The 25,059-nt window shown below is 64.0% G+C and carries 23 protein-coding genes and 1 tRNA gene; 22 read left to right on the top strand and 2 right to left on the bottom strand.

Going from position 1 to position 25,059, the window contains the following annotated elements:
* Positions 1-452: 452 nt before the first annotated feature.
* From GM672_RS05110 to GM672_RS05035, 16 genes are all read left to right on the top strand, one after another.
* The gene (locus tag GM672_RS05110) at positions 453-1,115 is read left to right on the top strand and encodes an energy transducer TonB (RefSeq protein ID WP_155469441.1); all 663 of its coding nucleotides are present in this window, start codon (positions 453-455) and stop codon (positions 1,113-1,115) included.
* Positions 1,116-1,196: 81 nt separating this feature from the next.
* Complete coding sequence (locus GM672_RS05105; protein ID WP_155469440.1) at positions 1,197-2,138, top strand: MotA/TolQ/ExbB proton channel family protein; 942 nt, start codon at positions 1,197-1,199, stop codon at positions 2,136-2,138.
* 4 nt (positions 2,139-2,142) lie between these two features.
* Entirely contained in the window at positions 2,143-2,571 is a 429-nt protein-coding gene (locus GM672_RS05100; RefSeq protein WP_155469439.1) for an ExbD/TolR family protein, read from the top strand.
* Positions 2,572-2,625: 54 nt separating this feature from the next.
* Positions 2,626-3,060, top strand: coding sequence for an ExbD/TolR family protein (locus GM672_RS05095; protein ID WP_188915915.1), 435 nt, complete (start codon positions 2,626-2,628; stop codon positions 3,058-3,060).
* 190 nt (positions 3,061-3,250) lie between these two features.
* Positions 3,251-4,480, top strand: coding sequence for a tetratricopeptide repeat protein (locus GM672_RS05090; RefSeq protein ID WP_229417559.1), 1,230 nt, complete (start codon positions 3,251-3,253; stop codon positions 4,478-4,480).
* 210 nt (positions 4,481-4,690) lie between these two features.
* Positions 4,691-5,662: a bifunctional riboflavin kinase/FAD synthetase gene (locus tag GM672_RS05085; RefSeq protein WP_155469438.1), complete on the top strand. Its 972-nt coding sequence runs from the start codon at positions 4,691-4,693 to the stop codon at positions 5,660-5,662.
* 72 nt (positions 5,663-5,734) lie between these two features.
* A complete protein-coding gene (ileS, locus tag GM672_RS05080) occupies positions 5,735-8,617 on the top strand; it encodes an isoleucine--tRNA ligase (protein ID WP_155469437.1) in 2,883 nt (960 codons plus the stop codon).
* 74 nt (positions 8,618-8,691) lie between these two features.
* The gene (gene lspA / locus GM672_RS05075; RefSeq protein ID WP_155469436.1) at positions 8,692-9,198 is read left to right on the top strand and encodes a signal peptidase II; all 507 of its coding nucleotides are present in this window, start codon (positions 8,692-8,694) and stop codon (positions 9,196-9,198) included.
* Positions 9,199-9,214: 16 nt separating this feature from the next.
* Positions 9,215-10,432, top strand: coding sequence for a bifunctional phosphopantothenoylcysteine decarboxylase/phosphopantothenate--cysteine ligase CoaBC (gene coaBC, locus GM672_RS05070; RefSeq protein WP_155469435.1), 1,218 nt, complete (start codon positions 9,215-9,217; stop codon positions 10,430-10,432).
* A complete protein-coding gene (gene dut, locus GM672_RS05065; protein WP_155469434.1) occupies positions 10,433-10,882 on the top strand; it encodes a dUTP diphosphatase in 450 nt (149 codons plus the stop codon).
* 33 nt (positions 10,883-10,915) lie between these two features.
* The gene (locus GM672_RS05060) at positions 10,916-12,001 is read left to right on the top strand and encodes a M48 family metallopeptidase (RefSeq protein ID WP_155469433.1); all 1,086 of its coding nucleotides are present in this window, start codon (positions 10,916-10,918) and stop codon (positions 11,999-12,001) included.
* 3 nt (positions 12,002-12,004) lie between these two features.
* Complete coding sequence (locus GM672_RS05055; protein ID WP_155469432.1) at positions 12,005-12,400, top strand: surface-adhesin E family protein; 396 nt, start codon at positions 12,005-12,007, stop codon at positions 12,398-12,400.
* Positions 12,401-12,484: 84 nt separating this feature from the next.
* Positions 12,485-13,507, top strand: a complete 1,023-nt coding sequence (locus tag GM672_RS05050) for an XdhC family protein (RefSeq protein WP_155469431.1) — start codon at positions 12,485-12,487, stop codon at positions 13,505-13,507.
* 337 nt (positions 13,508-13,844) lie between these two features.
* Entirely contained in the window at positions 13,845-14,729 is an 885-nt protein-coding gene (locus tag GM672_RS05045; protein ID WP_155469430.1) for a DMT family transporter, read from the top strand.
* A complete protein-coding gene (locus GM672_RS05040; protein ID WP_155469429.1) occupies positions 14,726-15,637 on the top strand; it encodes a DNA-3-methyladenine glycosylase family protein in 912 nt (303 codons plus the stop codon). The genes GM672_RS05045 and GM672_RS05040 overlap by 4 nt, the downstream gene beginning before the upstream one ends.
* 33 nt (positions 15,638-15,670) lie before the next feature.
* Positions 15,671-16,702, top strand: coding sequence for a MerR family transcriptional regulator (locus GM672_RS05035; RefSeq protein ID WP_229417558.1), 1,032 nt, complete (start codon positions 15,671-15,673; stop codon positions 16,700-16,702).
* A gap of 99 nt (positions 16,703-16,801) precedes the next feature.
* On the opposite strand, the gene GM672_RS05030 is transcribed toward GM672_RS05035, so the two are convergent.
* The gene (locus GM672_RS05030; protein ID WP_155469428.1) at positions 16,802-17,500 is read right to left on the bottom strand and encodes a hypothetical protein; all 699 of its coding nucleotides are present in this window, start codon (positions 17,498-17,500) and stop codon (positions 16,802-16,804) included.
* Between the two features lie 240 nt (positions 17,501-17,740).
* Positions 17,741-17,817 (bottom strand) — tRNA-Met (locus GM672_RS05025).
* A gap of 221 nt (positions 17,818-18,038) precedes the next feature.
* Between GM672_RS05025 and GM672_RS05020 the strand changes: the two genes are divergently transcribed.
* From GM672_RS05020 to GM672_RS04995, 6 genes are all read left to right on the top strand, one after another.
* Positions 18,039-18,620 carry an NUDIX hydrolase gene (locus tag GM672_RS05020; protein WP_155469427.1) on the top strand — a complete coding sequence of 194 codons (582 nt, stop codon included), beginning with the start codon at positions 18,039-18,041 and terminating at the stop codon, positions 18,618-18,620.
* Positions 18,617-19,345 carry a leucyl/phenylalanyl-tRNA--protein transferase gene (aat, locus tag GM672_RS05015; protein WP_155469426.1) on the top strand — a complete coding sequence of 243 codons (729 nt, stop codon included), beginning with the start codon at positions 18,617-18,619 and terminating at the stop codon, positions 19,343-19,345. The genes GM672_RS05020 and aat overlap by 4 nt, the downstream gene beginning before the upstream one ends.
* A 139-nt stretch (positions 19,346-19,484) precedes the next feature.
* Positions 19,485-20,213, top strand: coding sequence for an arginyltransferase (locus GM672_RS05010; RefSeq protein ID WP_155469425.1), 729 nt, complete (start codon positions 19,485-19,487; stop codon positions 20,211-20,213).
* A gap of 55 nt (positions 20,214-20,268) precedes the next feature.
* The gene (locus tag GM672_RS05005; protein ID WP_155469424.1) at positions 20,269-21,306 is read left to right on the top strand and encodes a quinone-dependent dihydroorotate dehydrogenase; all 1,038 of its coding nucleotides are present in this window, start codon (positions 20,269-20,271) and stop codon (positions 21,304-21,306) included.
* Between the two features lie 22 nt (positions 21,307-21,328).
* The gene (locus tag GM672_RS05000) at positions 21,329-22,375 is read left to right on the top strand and encodes an aldo/keto reductase (protein WP_155469423.1); all 1,047 of its coding nucleotides are present in this window, start codon (positions 21,329-21,331) and stop codon (positions 22,373-22,375) included.
* Positions 22,376-22,528: 153 nt separating this feature from the next.
* Positions 22,529-24,916, top strand: coding sequence for a TonB-dependent receptor plug domain-containing protein (locus tag GM672_RS04995; protein ID WP_229417557.1), 2,388 nt, complete (start codon positions 22,529-22,531; stop codon positions 24,914-24,916).
* The last annotated feature ends 143 nt before the right edge of the window (positions 24,917-25,059 follow it).

Genomic DNA, 25,059 nt, shown 5'->3' with positions numbered 1-25,059 from the left:
AACACCCCCTCCAAAAGATGTAGTGAACTTTCAAACTTGATGAAAAAATACGATCGGAGCGCCCGTGCGCATGGATTTTGCATATACTTCATCGGCAGTTCGACTCATTCAGGCGATTACTTCGGAGAAATAGAGTTGGCCGAATTTTATGCCATTTGAACACCCATTTTAACGCAGAATATTCTGTTTTTCAGCTCGTCAGAAAACTATCGATATGCGCAAAATGGTGTCTTCATAGACGTTTTACGGGGCACAATCGGGTGCGCCAGAATGGTGCGCGGAAGCTTTCGGAACGTGCACTAAAGGCATGAAATTTAACCGGATTTTGGAGATCAAAATTCTATGTAAAATGAAGAATTCGTATGTATAATTCGCCGACGTCCCGGGTGCGGCTGTAGCTTTGTGTCGCCATTTTGGGGGTTCAAGTAGAGTAGGTATTGGAGAAAGCAGGCATGAATTTTAGTGATAACGGGAAGGGCGGCAAGAAAAACTACACCGGCATCGTCGTGGTTGTGGCCTTGCACGTGGTGGCTGCTTACGGGATCGTGTCGGGCTTGGGCAAACGCATGATCACGAAGATGGTCGAACCGGTTGAGACCAAGATCATCGAGGAGGTTGCACCCCCTCCACCAAAGGAGTTGCCACCGCCACCTCCACCGCCAGAAATGAAGGCTCCACCGCCGCCATTCATTCCTCCGGTCGAAGTGAACGTACAGCAACCGCCACCACAGCAGAACGTGATCGCCAACGCGACCAACGTGAAGCCGGCAACGAATCAGTTGACCCCGCCAGCACCGCCGGCTCCGCCAGCGCCGCCAGCACCGCCGGCACAGGCAGTCCGCACCGCCGCAGTGGTCGACTTCAACACTTGCCAGAAACCGGAATGGCCAAAGTCTTCTCTGCGTAACGAAGAGACGGGTACGGTAACTCTGCAGTTCCTGATTGGCGTCGACGGCCGCGTCGCCGACTCCAAGATTCTGAAGTCCAGTGGCTTCCGTGACCTGGACAAGGCCGCGGTAGCTGGTATCAGCCGTTGCAAATTCAAGCCCGCCACGGTCGATGGCAAGCCGCAAGAAGGCTGGCAGAGTATGCAATACGTCTGGACGCTGGAATAAACCAACCGAGACACAGTCTCAATTAGCAATTTCGTTGGCGTTACGTTCAGCGAACTGATCTTTTATCAATTTGGAGGAAGCATGTTTAAGAATACCCGTTTGTCCGCTGTACTGGCCGCTGTGCTGTTCTCGGTGACCGCAGCAACCGCCCTGGTGAGCGCACCGGCCCTGGCCGACGCGCCAGCCCCGGCAGCCGCTGACGCACCTGCAGCCGCGCCGGCAGCGGATGCGGCCGCAGCACCAGCAGCAGACGCAGCAGCAGCACCAGCAGCCGACGCGGCTGCCGCTCCAGCCGCCGCCGGTGGCCACGGTGCCGGCCAGGAAGAAGTCGAGAACCCATTCGGCATCAAGGCCGCCTGGGAATCGGGCTGGGTTCCAAAAGGCACGATCATCATCATGTCGATCATGTCGATCGGCTCCTGGTACATCATCATCACCAAGCTGCTGGACCAGATGAAGATCATGCGTCAAGCAAAAGACGTCCATGCCAAGTTCTGGAAAGCTTCGTCGGTTGCCGCTGGCACCTCGACCCTGGCTGAAGGCTCGCCATTCCGCTTCATCGCCGAAACGGGCATCAAGGCTTCCGGTCACCACGACGGCGCCCTGCTGGAACAGATCGACCTGTCGACCTGGGTGACGATGTCGATCCAGCGCGCTGTCGATAAAGTCCAGTCGCGTCTGCAAGATGGCCTGTCGTTCCTGGCAACCGTCGGTTCGACCGCACCGTTCATCGGTCTGTTCGGTACCGTCTGGGGTATTTACGGTGCACTGACCAACATCGGCATGACCGGTAACGCGTCGATCGACAAGGTTGCAGGTCCAGTCGGTGAAGCACTGATCATGACGGCCTTCGGTCTGGCAGTCGCGGTTCCAGCCGTTCTGGGTTACAACTGGCTGGTGCGTCGTAACAAGAGCGCAATGGAAGAAGTGCGTTCGTTCTCGGCCGACGTGCACTCGGTGCTGATCTCCGGCGCCATGTCCACCGCTGATTCCGCTGCTCGCGCAGCCAAAAAAGTAGGCTAATACCATGTCGATGTCCGTAGGCTCCGATAACGGAGGCGAAGACCAGGTAATGTCAGAGATCAACACGACGCCCCTCGTGGACATCATGTTGGTTCTGCTGATCATCTTCCTGATCACCAGCCCGGTCGTGCTCAAACTGCAGAAGATCACCCTGCCGGAAGAGACGAACCAAGTGATCCAGACGAAGCCGGAAAATGTCAACATCGTTGTGAACAAGGATGGCGACATCTACTGGAATCAGAAGAAAATGCGGGACACCAATGAGTTGTTCGATTTTCTGAAGGTCGAGGCAGTGAAAGTACCGCAACCGGAAGTACACGTACGTGGCGACAAGGAAGCCAAGTACGAGTCCATTGGCCGCGTGATCTTCACGACTCAGCGTGCCGGCATCCAGAAGGTCGGTTTCATTACCGAACCGCCTGACAAGATGTAAGGCCCCTGCCCGGCCGGCCTGCTGGCCGGGCAGTCTTTCATAAGGAACACACCCATGAGTATGAATGTCGGTTCGGGCAGTGCCGCTCCCAATGCGGATCCGGAACCAATGATGGAAATGAACATGACACCGCTCATTGACGTGATGCTGGTGCTGATCATTATGTTGATTATTACGATCCCGAAGGCGAACCACTCGGTGAACCTGAACATGCCGGTGGGTACCCCACCGCCACCGACGAAAGAACCGGTGGTTGTTCAGATCGACGTGGACTTCGATGGAACGGTGCTGTGGGATGGCGCGGTGGTTCCTGACCGTGCCCAGCTGGAACAGAAGCTGATGAACGTGGCTGCACAGGCTGACCAGCCGGAAGTGCACCTGCGTCCCAACAAGCTGGTCAACTACGAGTCCGTCGCAGGCGTGATGGCTGCTGCCCAGCGTCTGGGCGTCACCAAGATCGGCCTGGTCGGCAACGAGCAGTTCCAGTAATGGGATCAGGGAAGTCGGCTGCAGGCAGCTTCCTGCCGCTGTAAGGGGCGCTGTAGAAAATACAGCGCCGCTCGCAACCCGGCAAGATTGCCGCTTCTGCAAAGCTGATTTCCTGGAGTGCATCTCTTTATTTTCCCCGATAGGCAGGTTATCCTGCCTATTCGTTTTTTTGATGAAAGAAATCTCGCCTATGTCCAAGTTCCGTCTCGCTCATCTCGGCCTTGCTATGGCCGCCCTCGGTTTCACCGCCGCAGCACCCCTGGTGGGCCTGGTCCCGGCTGCCTATGCCGCCGACACCGTGCGCGCCGAAGTGGGCAAACCGCTGCAGGAAGCGCAGCGCCTGACCGGCTCCGGCAAGCACCGCGAAGCGCTGGCCAAGCTGAAGGAAGCCGATGCCATCGGCGGTAAGAGCGAATTCGAGAAGTACCAGATCGAACGCGTGCGCGCGTCGGCCGCCGCGGCCGGTGGCGACAACGATACCGCCGCGCGCGCCTTCGAAGCCGTCATCAACTCCGGCCGCCTGTCGGCATCGGAAAAACCGAAGTTTACGGAAGCCCTGGCCGGCATGTACTACCGCGCCAAGGACTACCCGAAGGCCATCACGTGGATCCAGCGCGCGCTGCAGGACAATCCGAACAACGCCACGATGAAGCAGCTGCTGACGCAGACCTACTTCATCAGCGGCCGTTACGCCGAAGCGGCCAAGGAACTGCAGTCGTCCGGTCGCCAGAGCGAGGAAAACCTGCAGATGCTGGCCAATATCCAGCTGAAGCAGAACGACAAGGCCGGCTACGTGCAGACCCTGGAAAAGCTGGCGGGCCAGTACCCGAAAGCCAGCTACTGGGCTGACCTGCTGAACCGCGTGCAGGGCAAGCCTGGCTTCTCGTCGACCCTGAACCTGGACGTGATGCGCCTGAAGCTGGCCCTGGGCCAACTGTCCAAGCCATCCGAGTTCATGGAAATGGCCCAGCTGGCACTGCAGGCGGCCAACGCGCCGGAAGCCATCAAGATCATCGACCAGGGCTACAAGAAGGGCGCCCTGGGCACCGGCACCGACGCGGCACGCCACCAGCGCCTGAAGGACCTGGCCAACAAGACCCTGGCCGAGAACACGGCCAACCAGGCCACCCAGGAAGCCAACCTGATCAAGGAAAAGGATTCCGACGGCCTGTTCAACATGGGTTACGCCCAGGTTGCCGCCGGCAAGGCCGACAAGGGCATCGCCCTGATGGAGCAAGCCATGAAGCTGGGCACGGCCCGTCGTCCGGAAGAGCAGAAGCTGCATTACGGTATCGCCCTGTTCAATGCCGGCAAGAAGCAGCAAGCACTGACGGCCCTGAAAGCCGTCAAGGGCACGGCCGGCGAAGCGGAACTGGCCCGTTACTGGACGCTGTACATCAACAATCCGATGTCGGCCTGATAGTATCCTGCCGGTCCGCGCGACCGGCCAGCTGCAAAGCGCCGCCTGCCCCTGCAGGCGGCGCTTTTTTGTTATCAAGGCCTGTTTTCCCTGCATTTCGGGTCGCAGGGCGCCCGCTTGCTGGTGCAGCGCGGCATTTCCACATGTGAATTGCGCCAACAATCCGTATAATCGCCAGTTCAGGCAACACAATTCGAGCTCGACACCCTCATGAAGGTATTTCGCGGATTACCCAACGCAGCGGCGCGCGCCCCTTGCGCCCTCACCATCGGCAATTTCGACGGTGTCCATCGCGGCCACCAGGCGCTGCTGGCCCGCGTGCGCGCCGCCGCGAACGGCCTGGGCCTGGAAGCGGCCGTGATGACCTTCGAGCCCCACCCGCGTGAGTTCTTTGCCCACAAGGCCGGCGACCTGTCGAAGGCGCCGCCCCGCATCGCCAACCTGCGCGACAAGCTGGGCTCGCTGGCCGCGAACGGCATCGACAGAGTCATCGTCGAGCATTTCAGCGACTCGTTTGCCGCCCTGAGTCCGCAGGACTTCACGGAACGGGTGCTGGTCGACGGCCTGCACGTGAAATGGCTGATGGTGGGCGACGACTTCTGCTACGGCGCCCGGCGCGCCGGCAATGTCGCCATGCTGGTCGAGGCGGGCCGGCGCCACGGTTTCCACGTCGAGACCTTGCCGACGGTAATGAACGGCGATATCCGCATCTCCTCGTCGGCCGTGCGCACGGCCCTGTCACATGGCGACTTCGCCCGCGCCGAGCAATTGCTGGGCCACCCTTATTCCATTTCCGGCCACGTCATCCACGGTGCCAAGCTGGGCCGAACGATCGGCTACCCCACCCTGAACCTGCGCGTGCCGCACCGCCCTGCCCTGTCCGGCATTTTCATTGTCCAGGTACACGGCCTGGCCGACGGCCCGCTGCCGGCCGTGGCCAGCCTGGGCGTGCGCCCCACCGTCGAGGACAGCGGCCGCGTGCTGCTGGAAGTGCACGTGTTCGACTTCGCCGGCCACTGCTACGGCAAGCGCGTGAAGGTCGAGTTCCTGCAGAAGATCCGCGACGAAGCGAAGTTTACCGACCTGGCCACCCTGACCACCGCCATCGACGAGGACGCGCGCCACGCCCGTGCCTTCTTCGAAGAGCACAGCGGCGCCATCACGGCGACCGACCGAATTTGAGTGGCGCAAGCCCCCGGGCCACGCCCGTTCCTGCCGTCACTCGTCAAACTTGAGCATCCTAGAAAATCCGATATGTCCGAAAACAAAGTAAACAAGCCCGCCGGCAAGGCCGAGGGCAAACCCGTCAGCAAGTACCCCGTCAATATGACGGAAACGCCGTTCCCCATGCGGGGCGACCTGGCCAAGCGCGAGCCGAACTGGGTCAAGCAGTGGCAGGACAAGAAAATCTACCAGCGCATCCGCAAGGCGGCCGCCGGCCGGCCGAAATTCGTGCTGCACGACGGCCCCCCGTATGCCAACGGCGATATCCACCTGGGCCACGCCGTCAACAAGATCCTGAAGGACATCGTCGTCAAGTCGCGCACCTTGGCCGGCTTCGACGCGCCCTATGTACCGGGCTGGGACTGCCACGGCATGCCCATCGAAATCCAGATCGAAAAACTGTACGGCAAGAATCTGCCGACGGCCGACGTGCTGACCAAGGCGCGCGCCTATGCACTGGAGCAGATCGACAAGCAGCGTTCCGGCTTCATCCGCCTGGGCGTGCTGGGCGAGTGGGACAACCCGTATATGACGATGGCCTACGGCAATGAAGCCGACGAGCTGCGCGCCCTGGGCAAGCTGCTGGAAAAAGGCTATGTGTACCGCGGCCTGAAGCCCGTCAACTGGTGCTTCGACTGCGGCTCGGCCCTGGCCGAAGCGGAAGTGGAATACCAGGACAAGCGCGATCCGGCCATCGACGTGGGCTTCCCGTTCGCCGAACATGACAAGCTGGCCGCCGCCTTCGGCCTGGAAAAGCTGCCGGGCGAGCGTGGCTTCATCGTCATCTGGACGACGACGCCGTGGACCATCCCGTCCAACCAGGCCCTGAACGTGCACCCGGAAGTGACGTACGCGCTGGTGCAGACCAACCGCGGCGGCGACATGCTGATCCTGGCCGCCGACCTGGTGGAATCGTGCCTGCAGCGCTACAAGCTCGAAGGCACCGTGGTGGCCACGACGACGGGCGCGCAGCTGGAAAACGTGCGCTTCAAGCACCCGCTGCACGCCAGCGACGCGTTCTTCGACCGCTATTCGCCCGTCTACCTGGCCGACTACGTCACCACCGACAGCGGCACCGGCATCGTCCACTCGGCCCCGGCCTACGGCCTGGACGACTTCATTTCCTGCCGCAAGCACGGCATGAAGGACGACGAGATGCTGACCCCGGTGATGGGCGACGGCAAATTCGTGCCGTCGCTGCCCCTGTTCGGCGGTCTGACCATCTGGGAAGCTTCCAAGCCCATCTGCGAAGCCCTGCGCGGCGCCGACGCCCTGTTCGAGCTGAAGATGTTCGACCACAGCTATATGCACTGCTGGCGCCACAAGACGCCGATCGTCTACCGCGCCACGTCGCAGTGGTTCGCCGGCATGGACCTGCAGCCCATCGACGGCGGCCCGACCCTGCGCGAAACGGCGCTGGAAGGCATTGCCGCCACCAAGTTCTTCCCGGACTGGGGCCAGGCGCGCCTGCACGGCATGATCGCCAACCGGCCGGACTGGACCCTGTCGCGCCAGCGCCAGTGGGGCGTGCCGATGGCCTTCTTCATCCACAAGGAAACGGGTGAACTGCACCCGCGCACGCCGGAACTGCTGGAAGCGGTGGCCCAGCGCATCGAAGCGGGCGGCATCGACGCCTGGCTGGCGCTGGACCCGGCCGAGCTGCTGGGCGACGACGCCGCCATGTACGTGAAGAACAAGGATACCTTGGACGTGTGGTTCGATTCCGGCACGACGCACCAGACCGTGCTGCGCGGCTCCCATGAAGACCAGTCCGCCTTCCCGGCCGATCTGTACCTGGAAGGGTCGGACCAGCACCGCGGCTGGTTCCACTCGTCGCTCCTGACGTCGTCGATGCTGAACGGCCGTCCGCCCTACAAGGCGCTGTTGACGCACGGCTTCACGGTCGACGGCGAAGGCAAGAAGATGTCCAAGTCGCTGGGCAACACCCTGGCACCGGACAAGATCTCGAACAGCCTGGGCGCCGACATCCTGCGCCTGTGGATCGCGTCGACGGACTACACGGGCGAGCTGTCGATCTCGGAAGAAATCCTGAAGCGCGTGACGGAATCCTACCGCCGCCTGCGCAATACCCTGCGCTTCCTGCTGGCCAACACGTCGGACTTCGATCCGAAGGTCAACGCCATCGCCATCGACGAGCTGCTGGAAACGGACCGCTACGCCATCGCCAACCTGGCCGTGCTGCAGAAGTCCGTGGAAGAGCATTACGAGAACTACGAGTTCCACCCGATCGTGTCGAAGCTGCAGAACTACTGCTCGGAAGACCTGGGCGGCTTCTACCTGGACATCCTGAAGGACCGCCTGTACACGACGGCTGTGGACTCGAAGGCACGCCGCTCGGCGCAGACGGCCCTGTGGCACATCACGCAAAGCCTGCTGCGCATGCTGGCGCCCGTGCTGTCGTTCACGGCCGAGGAAGCCTGGGCCCAGTTCGCCGGCGCGGAAAGCTACGCCGCCTCGGACGAGACGATCTACACGCAGACGTGGTGGCAACTGCCGGCCGTGGCCGACAGCGACGCCCTGCTGGCGAAATACGCCGTCATCCTGGCCGTGCGCGCCGACGTCACGAAGCGCCTGGAAGACCTGCGCGCCTCCGGTGCGATCGGCTCGTCGCTGCAGGCCGAACTGGAAATCCGCGCCGCCGGCGACAAGTTCAGCCTGCTGGCCAGCCTGGAAGACGACCTGAAATTCGTCTTCATCACGTCGCTGGCGAAAGCCGTCGAAGTGGCGGCCGGCGAGGAAGAAGGCGTCAACGTGGCCGCATCGAATGACGCCAAGTGCGAGCGCTGCTGGCACTACCGCGCCGACGTGGGCAGCCACGCGGACCACCCGACCCTGTGTGGCCGCTGCCACAGCAACCTGTTCGGCACCGGCGAAACCCGCAAGTACGCCTAAGCAGAACCCAGTGAAACATTGCTCGAAAAATGGGGACAGACCCCATTTTTCGAGCAACTTATTGACGACGTCCCATGGCCAAGAACAAGAAAACTTTTTCCAGCAAACCTTCCGGCAGCATGGCCCCGTGGCTCGGCATTGCCGCCGTCATCATCCTGCTCGACCAGTTGACGAAGATCACCGTCTCCCGGCTGTTCACCTATGGCGAAGAGCTGGTGGTGACGAGCTTCTTCAACCTCGTGCTGGCCTATAACAAGGGGGCCGCCTTCAGCTTCCTGTCCAACGAATCGGGCTGGCAGCGTTACTTCTTCACCGCCATCGGCATCGGCGCGGCGCTGTATATCGTCTACCTGCTGCGCAAGCATGCGGGCCAGCGCATGTTCTGCTGGGCCCTGGCCCTGATCCTGGGCGGGGCGGTCGGCAACGTGATCGACCGCATGGCCTACGGCCACGTGATCGACTTCCTCGACTTCCACTGGCGCGGCGTGGGCCACTTCCCGGCCTTTAATATCGCCGACAGTGCCATCTGCATCGGCGCCGCCCTGTTCATCCTGGACGAGCTGCGCCGCGTGAACAAATAACAGGCGGGAACAGAATATGGAACTGACCGGCAAGAAAATCGTCCTCGGCCTGTCCGGCGGCGTGGCCTGCTACAAGGCGGCCGAACTGTGCCGTGCCCTGACGAAACAGGGCGCGACCGTGCAGGTGGTGATGACGGATGCCGCCACCCACTTCATCACGGCCGTGACGATGCAGGCCCTGTCCGGCCAGCCCGTGTTCTCCAGCCAGTGGGACCCGCGCGTGAACAACAATATGGCGCATATCGACGTCACCCGCCATGCCGACGCCATCGTCATCGCACCCTGCTCGGCCGACTTCATCTACAAACTGGCCCACGGCGTCTGCGACGACCTGCTGTCGACCATGTGCCTGGCCCGGCCCCGCCACGTGCCGCTGCTGGTGGCGCCGGCGATGAATGTGGAGATGTGGACCAATCCGGCCACGCAGCGCAATGTGCAGCAGTTGCGCGAGGACGGCATCGCCATCGTCGGCCCCGCGGCCGGCGAGCAGGCCTGCGGCGAGACGGGCATGGGCCGCATGCTGGAACCGGCGCAGTTGCTGGCCGAAATCATCGCCGCCTTCCAGCCGAAAGTGATGGCGGGCAAGCGCATCCTGATCACGGCCGGGCCCACCTTCGAGGCCATCGACCCCGTGCGGGGCATCACGAACCTGTCCTCGGGCAAGATGGGCTATGCCGTGGCCCGGGCCGCGCGCGAAGCGGGCGCCGACGTCACCCTCGTGTCCGGCCCCACGGCCCTGGACACGCCGTTCGGCGTTACCCGCGTCAATGTGCAGAGCGCCCGGCAGATGATGGATGCCGTCAACGCCGCCATCGACGGCCAGCACATCTTCATCGCCGTCGCCGCCGTGGCGGACTGGCGCGTGGCCAACCCCAGCACGCAGAAGGTCAAGAAGGGTGACAGCGGCGCACCGGTGCTGCAGTTCGAGGAAAACCCGGACATCCTGGCCAGCATCGCCAGCCGCACCACCTTGGCGGGCCATCCCTACTGCGTCGGCTTTGCCGCCGAGTCGGAGAACCTGGTGGAATTCGGCGCCGCCAAGCGCGAGCGCAAGGGCATTCCCCTGCTGGTTGGCAATATCGGCCACCACACCTTCGGCCAGGACGACAACACCATCATCCTGTTCGACGAGCACGGCCACACCATTCTGCCCCGTGCCGACAAGCTGACCCTGGCGCGCCAGCTGATTTCCGAAATTTCAAAACGCACCAACAAGCATTCGCTGTTCCAATAAATGAAAACCATCGACGTCAAGATCCTCGACCCACGCATGCAGGACCAGATGCCGGCCTACGCCACCCCCGGCAGCGCCGGTCTCGACCTGCGCGCCTGCATCGACGCCCCCATCACCATCGAGCCGGGCCAGACCGTGCTGATCCCCACGGGCCTGGCCATCCACCTGGCCGATCCCGGCTATGCGGCAATGATCCTGCCCCGCAGCGGCATGGGCCACAAGAACGGCATTGTGTTGGGGAATCTGGTAGGCTTGATTGATTCTGACTATCAAGGTCAGCTCATGGTGTCCACATGGAATCGCGGCCAGGCCAGTTTCACGCTGCAGCCGATGGAGCGGCTCGCCCAACTGATCATCGTGCCGGTGCTGCAGGTGGGCTTCAATGTGGTGGAAGAATTCGGTACCAGCCAGCGCGGAGACGGCGGTTTCGGCAGTACCGGAAAACATTAAGAATAATAGGATTCGTTTATGGCAGGAAGCTTCATGCAACGCACTACTTCATCCACGCGGCCGGCACTGGCTGCATTGACGGTAGCCTTGCTGCTTTCAGCCTGTGCCACCACGCCGCCGCCGGTGTTGCCGCCCGTGACGGAAGCGGGCCCCCCGGCACCGCAGGCGCCCCTGGTGACGCCGCGCATGGTGGCGGCCCGCGAAGCGCTGCGCACGATGGTGGACTTGCAGGACAGGCTGTACCGCGTTGCCGCGCCCCTGCTGATCAATAATGCCGAACTGTGCCGCACCCAGGCCCGCAGCCTGCTGGGCTTTACGGCCAAGAACAAATGGTCCTACCCGGGCGAATACGCCGACGCCGCAGAAGCGGTGCTGGGCTATGGCGACACCTTGCAGGTTTCCGGCGTGCTGGCCGGCAGCGGCGCCGCCCGCGCCGGCCTGCGCAAGGGCGATGCGCTGGTGGCGGCCGACGGCAAGCCCCTGCCGACGGGGCGCGGCGCGGAAACCCAGGCTGCGGCCGTGTTCGGCCCCCTCGTGTCGAAACGGGCGCAACTGTCGATGACGGTGGAACGAGTCGGCAGCACGCAGGTACTGAAGGTGCCAGTCACCCGCGCCTGTGCCATCCGCGTCGACCTGGGCAATGCCGACAACATCAATTCCTATGCCGACGGCAGCCGCGTGGCCATTACCCGCGGCATGATCAACTTCGCCCAGAGCGACGAAGCGATCGCCTACGTGCTGGCGAAGGACATCGCCCATAATGTGCTGGGCCATGCCACGACCCTGCGCAACAGTGCCACCATCGGCAGCATGATCGACAACCTGACGTCCGTGCGGCCCGACCTGTCGCTGCTGATCGGCACCTCCGGCATCCGCCCCGTGCCGGGCGACATGGAAGCGGCGGCCGACACCCTGGCCCTGTACATGCTGGCCCGGGCCGGTTACCCGATCGAGCGCTACAAGGGCTTCTGGCAGCGGGTGGCGGCCCAGTATCCGTCGTCCGTGCTGAACGGTTATATGGCGATCCACCCGAACCTGCCGCAGCGCATGGTCGCCATCGACCGGGCCGTCGCCGAAATCCGGGCCAAGCAGGCCACCAAGAAGCCGCTGGTGCCCTGAGCCATGCGCGCCCTGCCCATCGTCCTGCTGTGCGCCCTGCCCCTGCTCGCTTCGGCCGCGCCGTGGACGAAAGCGGGCGGCGCCAGGGACAGCACCGTGTACCTGGACAAGGCCAGCATCAAGCGCCTCGATGCGGGCCGCAAGGCGTGGACATTGGAATCGTTCAGGAAACCGCAGTCGGCCCCGGACGGCAAGCAGTACCTCTCGGTGCGGGCGCAGCAGCTGTACGACTGCGAGCAGCGCACCGTCACGCTGGAAGCCCAGCTGTTCTATCCTGAACCGATGGGCAAGGGCGAGATCGTCGGCAGCTATAAATTCGAGGCCTTCGACGCCGAGCCCGTGGCGCCCGGCAGCCGCTACGATGGCGCCTTCAAGCAGGTGTGCGCCGGCCGAAAATAGAGCCCAGGCGGGCCGAAAATAGTCCCTGCTGCAGCTCTGCCATGGCGGCCGACGTTGTCGGCCGCACCATAGTATAGTTTGGCCATGGACAGCATCGACCTCGAAGTACTCAAGACCAGCGCCGCCTGGATCGCCGCCGGACACCGCTGCGAACTCGTCACCGTCATCAAGACCTGGGGCTCCAGCCCCCGCCCCATCGGCGCCACGCTGGCCGTGTGCGATGACGGCCGCGTCGTCGGTTCCGTCTCGGGCGGCTGCATCGAGGACGACCTGATCGAGCGCGTGCGCCGCGAAGGCATCACGCGCGAGCGGCCGGAAATCGTCAGCTACGGCATCACGGCCGACGAGGCCCACCGCTTCGGCCTGCCCTGCGGCGGCACCATCGAACTGGCCATCGAACCCCTGCACGCGCAGAGCCGCATCGCCGAACTGCTGGCCCGGCTGGAACAGCACCAGCTGGTGGAACGTCGCGTCGACCTGCGCACGGGCGCCGTCGTGCTGGGCAAGGCCCTGGCCAGCGCCGTGCTGACCTTGACGGAAGACGAACTGGTGACGCAGCACGGCCCCCGCTGGCGGCTGCTGATCATCGGCGCGGGCCAGCTGTCGCGCTTCGTGGCCCAGATTGCCAGTGCGATGGATTACCACGTCACCGTCTGCGACCCGCGCGAGGAATACCGCAGCGGTTGGACCTTGCCGGAAGTGCAGCTGGTGCACGCGATGCCGGACGACCTCGTGCAGGAAATGCGGTTGGACACGCGCAGCGCCGTCATCGCCTTGACGCACGACCCGAAGCTGGACGACCTGGCCCTGATGGAAGCGTTGAAGTCGGACGCGTTCTACGTGGGCGCCATCGGCTCGCGCGCCAACAATGCCAAGCGGCGCGAACGCCTGCTGCAGTTCGACCTGACACCGGCCCAGCTGGACCGCCTGCACGGCCCCATCGGCCTGTATATCGGCAGCAAGACGCCCTCGGAAATCGCCATTTCCATCCTGGCCGAAATGACGGCCGTCAAGAACGCAGTGCCCCGCGCATTGCAGGTCAATCACGCCGCCGCACTGGAAGCGCCGGGCACGGCCGCCTGCGCCGTGACGATGACGGCGCCTTGAAGGAAAGCAAGTTCCGGCTGGTGCCCGCTCCCAATGGATGGGACAATGTCATGGATGGGCCCGTGTCCGATGGGGTCAGACCCCGACACGGACACGTACTCAACTGTAAGCTGCAGCTGAGCTTGTGTCTTGTCCGGGTCTGACCCCTGGGTGGACACGCACACAACTGTAAGCGCAGATGAGCTTGTGTCTGTCCTGGGGTCAGACCCCGACACGGACACGTACTCAACTGTAAGCTGCAGCTGAGCTTGTGTCTTGTCCGGGTCTGACCCCAGGGTGGACACGTACTCAACGGTAAGCTGTAGCTGAGCTCACGGGTTCAGCAATAACGATAATCATGTCCACCAGTAACCTACTCCGCCTGTTCCTGCTCGCCGCCATCTGGGGCGGCTCCTTCCTGTTCATGCGCATTGCCACGCCCGTGCTGGGGCCCGGCTGGCTGATCGAATTGCGCGTCGTATTTGCCGCGCTGTTCCTGGCAGGTATCGCGCTGCTGTTGAAGAAATCGCTGCAACTGGGCCGTTACTGGAAGCACTACCTGATCCTGGGCCTGTTCAACGCGGCCATTCCCTTCGTGCTGTTCGCGTTCGCGGCGAAAACCCTGTCGGCCTCGCTGCTGTCAGTCCTGAACGCGACGGCGCCCATGTGGGCCGCGCTGATTGCTGCCGTCTGGCAGCGGCAGATGGTGACGCCACGCGTATTGCTGGGCCTGTTGCTGGGCACGGCCGGCGTCGCGTTGCTGGTTGGCATGGACCGGCTCAGCACGCAGGACGGCGCCCTGCTGGCCATTGCCGCCGCCCTGCTGGCGCCGTTCAACTACGGCATCGCCACCGTGTACGCCAAGTCGGCGCCAGCGGTCGAGCCGTTTTCGAACGCCCATGGCAGCATGTGGGCCGGCGCCGTGCTGACCTTGCCCACCTTGCTGCTGTTTCCCCAGCCGGCCATGCCTTCGCCCGGCATCCTGGGCGCGGCGGTCGCCCTGGGCGTGCTGTGCAGCGGGGTCGCCTACCTGCTGTATTACGGCCTGGTGCAGGACGTGGGGCCGACGTCGGCGCTGACGGTGACCTTCCTCAGCCCCTTGTTCGGCATCCTGTGGGGCACCGTGTTCCTGGATGAAGCGGTGGGCTGGTACACCGTGGCCGGTGCCGCCATCGTCATTGCCGGCGTCGTCCTCGTCACCGGCTACCGGCCCGCCTGGGCCATGAGGAAGGTGCCCGCATGATCGTGCCCTTCGATATCGACCTGCCCGCCGGCTACCGCGTGGACGACGTGCTGCAGTTCCACCGCCGCGATACGGAAAGCGTGGCCGAACAGGTCACGCAAGGCCTGATCCGCAAGGGCGTCATGCTGGACGGCGTGCCCGTCGTGCTGGCTGCGCCCCTGGCGGACCGGCCCGGCACGATCCGCTGCACGGCCGACGTGGACGGCGCCGTGACGCCAGCCTTAGCAGAGCGCATCGGCGATGCCCTCCTGAATATCCTGGGCCTGCGCATCGATCCCGCGCCGTTTCTCGACGCCGTGCGCAACGATGCCCTGCTGGGCGCCGTGGCGCGCGGGCGTCCGGGCCTGCGAATTGTCCAGTCCGCCACGGTGTTCGAGGCGCTGACGTGGGCCATCATCGGCCAGCAGATCAACCTGCCCTTCGCCATCGTCTTGCGACGAACCTTCATCCTGCAGGCCGGCCGCCGGCACGGCAGCGGCCTGTGGTGCTACCCGGAAGCGGCCGATGCAGCCCGGCTGGCGGCGGATGAGCTGACGGGCCGCAAGTTTTCCCGCGCCAAGGCGGAAACCCTGCTGCGCTTCGCCACCCTCGTTGCCAGCGGCGAACTGGATTTGACGCCGGGGCCGGGCAATCCCATCGAGCGTATCGCGCGCGAACTGCTGGCGGTGAAAGGCATCGGCCCATGGACCGTGAATTACGGCCTGCTGCGCGGCTACGGCTATGCGGACTGTTCGCTGCACGGCGACGTTGCCATCCGCACGGCGCTGCAGCGCCTGCTTGGAGAGGCGGCCAAGCCGGACCTGGCCCGCACGGAAGCCATATTGCAACAATATCAACCGCACCGTACGATGGCGGCGGCTCACCTGTGGGCCAGCCTCGCACCCGAAGAAGACCCGCCAGGTACTTGACCCTGACGCAACGTCAGCCTTCAGGATGCTTCCATGCCGAAGAAGGACACGACGATGCTGAAAGTAGGACAACTTGCGCGACACACGGGCCTGACGGTCCGCACCCTGCACCACTACGACAGTATCGGCCTGCTCTCGCCTTCGGCCCGTTCCGACGCCGGCTACCGGCTGTACAGCCGCGATGACGTGGCCCGCCTGCAGCAGATCCAGGCGCTGCGCCAGCTCGGCATGCCGCTGGCCGATATCGGAACCTGTCTTGCCAGTAGCGGTATTTCACCGTTGACCATTATCGACCGCCAATTGGCCGCACTCGACCGGCAAATCGACGAGGCGGCGAGAGTGCGCGCGCAACTTGTGCACATGCGGCAGCAACTGCGCGACGGCGAAACACCGGAACTGGCTTCCTGGCTGACCACACTGGAGCATATGACCATGTACGACAAATATTTTTCGAAAGACGAGCTGGCAAAACTGGCCCTGTACCAGGACGACGCCGTCAAGAACGAATGGCGGCAATTGGTGGACGAGGTGGACAGGCAAATGAAAAGCGATTCCGCGCCCGAAACGCCGGCGGCAAGGGAACTGGGCATGCGCTGGATGACGATGCTCGAACGCGATACGGGTGGCGATCCTTCCGTAATGGCGCGCCTGAATATAATGCACGAAAAAGAGCCGGGTCTGGCGCAAAGCACCGGCATCACTCCAGCTATCAAGGACTTCATCATGCGGGTAATGGGCGAGATCAAGCTCGATGCCTGGTCCCGGCACTTGACGGCGGACGAACTGGCCCAAATGCGCCGTCACCAGCAAACCCGCGGCAAGGAATGGCCGCCATTGATCGAAGCGATCAGCCGGGAAATAGCGGCCGATCCGACCGCGGCAAGTGTCGACGCGAAATTATTAGCCGGCCAGTGGATGGATTTATTCCACGATATGGTCGGCCATCATCCGGATACCTTGCCGCGATTCCGCCACGCCATCGAATCGGAGCCCCTGCTGCGGGTGGGCAGGGGCATGACGGACGAGATGCTGGCATGGTTGCGGCAGGCCCTGCACCGGGCGTAATCAATCGCTGTCATGCCAGGGTGCGGCGCGTTCGCGCCAAACCCTGGCATGAAAACACCGAATCCGGCCCGTAACCGGTCTGGCAGGGCCAAAGGCTGTCTAGAACCGCTTCGGACAGGAACTCATCTTCGGCTGCCCGAACTGGGCCGAACCGCCACCCTGCCCCATCTTGTTCTTATCGGGGTAATACAGGCAGAAGGTGCCGAAGGCCGTCTTGACCTGGTAAATCTTGGCCGGGTCGTTCGGTGCGCTCCATAATTCGATGCGGGCCGCCTCATACCATTTCGGCGGCACTGCCAATCGGGCGTTGGTAAAGGCGTCGTCGATTTTCTGGCGCAAGGATTTGCCTTCGGGTGTATGGAGCAGGTTTTCCCCGGGAACGCGATTGTCACGGTCGAGTTTTCCGGCCAGCCGGATTAATTCGGCAGGATCGATCTTTTCGGTGCCGGCCAAGCCATCGTCGGCGAATGGGTCACTTGTTTCAAGGATGGGTTCCGCCGGCGTGCTTTTCTCGGCAGCGATATGAGGTTCCGATGCCGGCGGTTTATTCTTCGCCAGGGCTTTCGGTTTGGAAAGGGGCAATGGGACAAGCGGTGCGGCAGGTTTCCGGGGCTCGGCCAAGATGCGGGGCGGCTGGATAAATACGATATCGGTACGGGGACCCATCGCAATACTGTCGCGTATGACAGGCCGCGCTGCTATCTGCCACAGCAGCAATACGTGCAGCGCCAGCACGACAAATATCCCGGCGATACGGGTGCGAGTTCCAGAACGAAAAAAAGCGTCGGCTGCCACCATGGTGCCTGTCCCGGCCGTAGAAACCGCCATTCTAAGGCTTGCCAAGGAAAAAATGTATTAAAGATAATATGCCGTTAGTCATGCCTGGCGCTGGGGGAGGAACGCGAGCGTGGAATCGGGCGGGTACGAAGCGGTGTGGAGACAAGACATGGCCTGGCAGAGCAGACTGACCGCTAAAGCTTGCCCAGGCGACGAACGTAAAAAAACCGCCATGCTTGCACATGGCGGTTTTCTCGAATTTGGTTGCGGGGACAGGATTTGAACCTGTGACCTTCGGGTTATGAGCCCGACGAGCTGCCAGACTGCTCCACCCCGCGTCTGATGAACGTATTATAGGGCACTGCGAGCAATTAGGCAATATCAATCCTCGATTCGCGCATGATAGCCCGGATTTATTTGCTGGCGGACCCTGCGCGGTCGTGCCGGGCGGTACGCGGCGGCGGCCAATCGGTGTAAAGTAAGCGTTAGACAACCAGGACCCGATCCGCCGCGCCATCTCGGCAGCAGGCAGGTCCGGCTCCCACCAATTCCGATGCCTATGAAATTTTGTTCCGAATGTGCTCATCCGGTTGAGCTGATGGTGCCCGCCGGCGACAACCGTCCCCGCTACGTGTGCACCCAGTGCGCCACCATCCATTACCAGAACCCGAAAATGGTGCTGGGCACCTTGCCCGTGTGGGAAGACGACGGCGAACTGAAGGTGCTGCTGTGCAAGCGGGCCATCGAGCCCCGCTATGGCTACTGGACCTTGCCGGCCGGTTTCATGGAAAACAATGAAACCACCGAGGCCGCCGCGCTGCGCGAAACGGTGGAGGAAGCGGGCGCCAATGTCGAGCTGGGTAAGCTGTTTGCCCTGATGAATGTGCAGCATGTGCACCAGGTGCATATGTTCTACCTGGCCACCTTGCGCGACCTCGACTTCGCCCCCGGCGAGGAAAGCCTGGACGTGCGGATGTTTACGGAAAGCGAAATCCCCTGGGAAGAGCTGGCCTTCCCCACCATCCGCGCCACCCTGGAGCTGTTCTTCGCGGACCGGGCGCGCATGCGCGAAGGCGACGCCGGCTACGGCTTCCACACCCAGGACATCACGCGCCCCATGCGCGGCCCCGAAGCGTCATGATCCCGTGGCTGGGCGCTCACACGCCGTTTCCCGATGTGTCCGAAGCCTTGACGACGGAGGCGCCCGGCCTGCTGGCAGCGGGCGGCGACCTGTCGCCGGAGCGGCTCTTGACGGCATACCGGAACGGCATCTTTCCGTGGTTTTCCGAAGGCCAGCCGATCCTGTGGTGGAGCACCGATCCCCGCATGGTGTTGAAGACGGCCGACTTCAAGGTATCCGACAGCCTGAAAAAGACCTTGAAGAAGGTGGAAAAGAGCGGCCGCACGGACGGGCGCTGGCAGGTGCGCTTCGACAGCGCCTTCGAGCAGGTGATGCGCGCCTGCGCCGCGCCCCGCCGCGACGGCCCCGGCACGTGGATTTCCGAGGACATCGTGCGCGGCTATACGGGCCTGCACGCGCTGGGTTTCGCGCACTCGTCGGAAGTATGGCTCGATGGCGAGCTGGTGGGCGGCGCCTATGGCGTGTCGATCGGCCAGATGTTCTATGGCGAATCGATGTTCGCCCGCGCCACGGACGCTTCCAAGGTGGCGCTGGCCTACCTCGTGCACTTCCTGAAACTGCACGGCGTGCAGATGGTGGACTGCCAGCAGGAGACGGGCCACCTGGCTTCGCTGGGCGCGGCGCCGATTCCCCGCGCCGACTTCCTGGCCCACCTGCGCCAGGCCATCGCCAAGCCGCGCATCCGCAACTGGATTCCCGTGCCGCCGTTCACGGCCGCCGCGTGAGGCCGGCCAGGCAGGATTGACAGGGTACGCGTGGGCGAACACATGGTTCGGGCGGAACGCGCTATGATATCTTCATCCGCCGGCAAGAGCGCCGGCCGATCTGTCCCGTCAACCGCCCTACGCTGACCACAGGTTCTGCATGACGCAGCTAAACGACCTTCCATTCGCGGCCCTCCAGTTCTACACGACGGCGCCCTACCCTTGCAGTTATCTGGATTCGCGCCAGGCCCGCTCGCAGGTCGCCACGCCGTCGCATCTGATCAACGCGGACGTGTATTCCGAACTGGTGCGAAACGGCTTCCGGCGCAGCGGCATCTTCACCTACCGGCCGTATTGCGACGGCTGCCAGGCCTGCATTCCCGTGCGCGTCGTGGCCGATGCCTTCGCGCCCACGCGGGGCCAGCGGCGCGCCTGGGCCCGCCACAATGACCTGCGCACCGGTGTTGCCACCTTGTCGTTCTCGGACGAGCACTACGCCCTGTACCTGCGTTACCAGAGCACGCGCCATGCGGGCGGCGGCATGGACCAGGACAGCCGCGACCAGTATGCCCAGTTCCTGCTGCAAAGCCGCGTCAATACGCGCCTGGTGGAATTCCGCGAGCCGGACGGCACCTTGCGTATGGTCAGCATCATCGACGTGCTGTCCGACGGTCTGTCCTCCGTCTATACCTTCTTCGACCCGGACGTGCCGGGCGCCTCCTTCGGCACCTACAACGTCATGTGGCAGATCGCCCAGGCGCGCGAACTGGGCCTGCCCTATGTCTACCTGGGGTACTGGATCGAGGAAAGCCCGAAGATGAGCTACAAGATCAAGTTCCAGCCGTTGGAGGCGCGCCGCAAGGGCGTGTGGAGCGTGCTGGGGCAGTGAGGGCGGGTGGCGCCGCCATGTAAAATGGCGGCACTCCACCAGCACAAGCTCCCACATGTCCGATTTCCTGTACTCCCTGCTGCGCCCCGCGCTGTTCTCGATGGACGCCGAACGCGCCCACCACTTCACCCTGCATAACCTGAAACGCCTGGGCAAGCTTGGCCTGCTGCGCGCCGTCGTGCGCCCGCCCGCGCCGGACCCGCGCACCGTGATGGGCCTGACGTTCAGGAATCCCGTCGGCCTGGCCGCGGGCCTGGACAAGGATGGGGCCTATATCGACGCCCTGGCCGACCTGGGCTTCGGCTCGATCGAAGTGGGCACCGTGACGCCGCGCGCGCAGCCGGGCAATCCGCTGCCGCGCATGTTCCGCCTGCCGGCCGCGCACGGCATCATCAACCGCATGGGCTTCAACAACGGCGGTGTCGACGCCTTCGTCGCCAATGTCCAGGCCTCGCGCTTCTACCGCAACAAGGAAGGCATCCTGGGCCTGAACATCGGCAAGAACGCCGACACGCCCATCGAACGGGCCGCCGACGACTACCTGCACTGCCTGCAGAAGGTCTATCCCTACGCCAGTTATGTGACGGTCAATATCTCCTCGCCCAACACGAAGAACCTGCGCCAGCTGCAGGGCGGTTCCGAGCTCGATGGCCTGCTGGCCCAGCTGAAGGACGCGCAGCAGCGCCTGGCCGACCAGCACAAGCGCTACGTGCCGCTGGCACTGAAGATCGCGCCGGACATGGACGGCGACCAGGTCAAGAACATCGCCGATGCCCTGCTGCGCCACCGCATCGACGGCGTCATCGCCACCAATACCACCCTGTCGCGCACGGCCGTGGAAGGCATGCAGCATGGTGCCGAGGCGGGCGGCCTGTCCGGCGCGCCCGTGTTCGAGCTGTCGAACCAGGTCATCCGCCTGCTGAAGGCGGAGCTGGGGGAAGCCGTGCCCATCATCGGCGTGGGCGGCATCATGCGTGGTCCCGATGCCCGTGCGAAAATCGACGCGGGTGCCCAGCTGGTGCAGCTGTACAGCGGCCTGATTTACGCCGGCCCGGCACTGGTGCGCGATTGCGCGGACGCGCTGCGCCATTGACAACAAACGTAAAGGGTAGCGGATGGAACAAGTCACACTGGGGCGCACCGGCCTGGCGGTCAGCAGGATCTGCCTGGGCACGATGACGTTCGGCGAACAGAACACGGAAAGCGACGCGCACAGCCAGCTGGACCTGGCACTGGAGCGGGGCATCAACTTCATCGACACGGCAGAGATGTACCCCGTCATGCCCAGCGCCGCCACGCAGGGTTCCACCGAGCGCTTTATCGGCACCTGGCTGAGAAAGAGCGGCCGGCGCGCCGACGTGGTGCTGGCGACGAAGGCGGCCGGGCCCAATCCGAACGCCACCTGGCTGCGCGGGGGCAAGCAGAACTTCGACGAAGCGAACCTGCGCGCGGCCGTGGAAGCGAGCCTGCAGCGCCTGCAGACGGACTACATCGACCTGTACCAGCTGCACTGGCCCAGCCGCAACGTGCCCATCTTCGGCGCCACCGTGTTCGACCCGCAGAAGGAGCGCGAGGCCGTCGCCATCGAGGACACGCTGGCCGCGCTGGGCCGCCTCGTCGACGAGGGCAAGATCCGCCATATCGGCGTGTCGAACGAATCGTCGTGGGGCGTGTGCGAATTCGTCAAGCAGGCCGAGATGAAGGGCCTGCCGCGCATCGCCACGATCCAGAACCTGTACAACCTGACGGCGCGTCACTACGAAACGAGCCTGCTGGACGAGACCTGCTTCCGCGAGGACGTCAGCCTGCTGGCCTACAGCCCCCTGGCGTTCGGCCAGCTGACGGCGAAATACCTCGACAACCCGGAAGCGCGCGGCCGCCTGACGATCTTCCCGCCCACGTGGAGCCCGCGCTACCTGCGTCCCGCCGTGCTGTCCGCCGTGGCCCGGTACACCCAGCTGGCCCGGGACAACGGCATGACGCCGACGCAGCTGGCGCTGGCCTGGTGCTACTCGCGCTGGTTCGTCGCATCCACCATCATCGGCGCCACGTCGCTGGCGCAGCTGGAGGAAAACATCGGCGCCTGCACGGTCAAGCTGCCGCAGCACGTCGTCGACGCCGTCGACGCCATCCACGCCAGCCTGCCCAATCCAGGCCAGTAGTGCTGCAAAAGTTGCTCCAAAAATGGGGTCTGTCCCCATTTTTCGGGCAAGTTGTGCATAGATGGAAAATTCATAAGCAAAGCGCTTAGCAATCGTTCGTGTGCGGGGTGCGGGCCTTTAATATAGTGTGATCGAACACCATTCACACTTATGATGAGCACACGCCTGAATCACCGTTCCCTTCTCGTCCTGTCCCTGATCGCCACGGCCACCGCACCGGTGCTGGCGCAGGAGGCGCTGCCGGCGCCCGATATGCAGACCGTCGTTGTCACCGGCACCTATGCGAAGAACCGCCGCAGCGCCGATTCCGAGTCGCCCATCGACGTCATCGGCGCCAAGGAGCTGCAGGCCTCCGGCTCGACCGAGCTGGCCTCCGTGCTGGCGCGCGTACTGCCGTCGATGAACTTCCCCCGCCCTTCCGGCGCCGATGCATCGGATGCGGTGCGCCCGGCGCAGTTGCGCGGCCTGGCGCCGGACCAGGTGCTGGTGCTGGTGAACGGCAAGCGCCGCCATTCGTCGGCCGTCATCAACGTCAACGGCACGGCCGGACGGGGCTCGGCGCCGGTGGACCTGAACGCGATTCCCCTGTCGGCCATCGACCATATCGAAGTGCTGCGCGACGGCGCCTCGGCCCAATACGGGTCCGATGCCATCGCCGGTGTCGTCAACATCATCCTGAAGAAGGGACCGAAGGGCGGCGACGTCGAAATCGGCTACGGCGAATACGATGCAGGCGACGGCAAACAAGTCACGCTGAAGGCGTCCGGCGGCTTCGCGCTGGGCGACAAGGGCTGGCTGCGCCTGGCGGCCGAAGCGGCCGACCGCGATCCGACCAACCGCGCGGGCGCCGACACGCGCGACCGCGACGAGCCCCTGTACGGCCAGGTCACGCAGCGCTACGGCGACTCGAAGACGCAGCCGCGCAACGTGCTGTTCAACGCCCAGTACCAGGTCGGCGAGAACACCGACCTGTATGCCTTCGGCCAGTACGGCACGCGCGACACGGAATCGGCCGCCACGTGGCGCACGGCCCTGGTCACGACGGGGCAGCCGCCGCGCAAGGAGCAGCGCACGCCGCTGTTCCCGAACGGCTTCCTGCCCCTGCAGAACAGCACATCGACGGACGCCTCGCTGGTGGTCGGCCTGCGCGGCGACTACGCCGGCTGGCGCTGGGATGCGAGCGTCGACCATGGCCGCAACCGCTTCGAGCTCGATATCGACAACACGGTCAACCAGAGCCTGAGCGCGAACAGCCCGACCCACTTCCACCTCGGCACCTTGACCAATACGCAGTCGGTGGCCAACTTCGACCTGGCGCGGGAAATTCCCGTGGCCGTGTTCAGCGGTCCGCTGACGGTCGCCACGGGTCTGGAAGTCCGCCATGAAGCCTACGAGATCGGCGCCGGCGACGAGGCTTCGTATGCCGGCAGCGGTGCCCAGGGCTTCGCCGGCTTCCGCCCCGTCAATGCGGGCAAGAACAGCCGCAGCAACCAGTCGGCCTATGTCAACCTGGAAGCGCAGGTCACGCCGAAGCTGTCCGGCGCGCTGGCCACGCGCTACGAGCATTACACGGACTTCGGCAGCACGACGTCGGCCAAGGCCTCGGCGCGCTACGCCTTCAACGACCGGGTCTCGCTGCGCGGCACGGCTTCCTCTGGCTTCCGCGCGCCATCCCTGGCGCAGCAGTTCTACACCATCACGACCACCAACTTCTCCGTCATCGGCAACCAGAACGTGGCGGTCGAAACGGGCACCTTCGCCGTCGGCAGCGCCGCCGCCCGGGCGCTGGGCGCCGCGCCGCTGAAGGCGGAAAAGGCGCGCAACTACAGCATCGGCCTGCAACTGGCGCCGACCCGCAACTTCACCACCAGCGTCGACGTCTACCGCATCTTCGTCGACGACCGCATCGCGCTGTCGGCCAACATGACCTTGCCCCAGACGCTGCGCAACGTGCTGGCCGCACAGGGTGTGACGGTCAGCGCGGGCCGCTACTTCACCAACGCCATCGACACCAAAACGACGGGCGTCGATATCGTCAGCACCTACCGCATCGACCTGGCGGGCCGCGACCGCCTCGACTTCACGGCGGCCTACAACCGCAACAAGACGCAGGTGGAAAACGTGGCGGCCAACCCGGCCCTGCTGTCGGCCTACAACGTGCAGCTGATCGACCGCCAGACGGTGCTGCGCAACACGGTCGGCTCGCCCAAGGACAAGCTCAGCCTCGGCGCCGACTACACGGCGTCAAGGTGGAACGCGCACGTCCAGGCCACCAACTACGGCCGCTTCACCGTCCCGCAGAACAATCCCGCCAACGACCAGACCTATGGCCGCCAGTGGGTGCTGGACGTGTCGGGCAGCGTCAAGCTGGCTCAGAACTGGCGCGTCACGGCTGGCGTCGACAACATCACCGACAGCTACCCGGACAGGACCACGTCGACGGCCAACCTGAACGTCAACGGCATCTACCCGTACAGCATCTGGTCCCCCGCAGGCTTCAACGGCCGCCACTACTACGCCAGGCTGAACTACAGCTGGTAAGCCCGCCTTCACCGGCTGAATTCGGCGCCAGACACCGGATTCAGCCGGCCACCACCTCCCGCCCGAACCGGCTGGCCGCAGCCTATGCACGGGTCGGCGCAATGGCCTCGACCGCCGTCAGGCCATGGCCTAAGATGACCTCC

Source organism: Pseudoduganella buxea, assembly GCF_009720835.1.
In the GTDB taxonomy this organism is placed as follows: domain Bacteria; phylum Pseudomonadota; class Gammaproteobacteria; order Burkholderiales; family Burkholderiaceae_D; genus Rugamonas; species Rugamonas buxea.
This window is presented reverse-complemented; position numbering and strand designations above follow the sequence as displayed.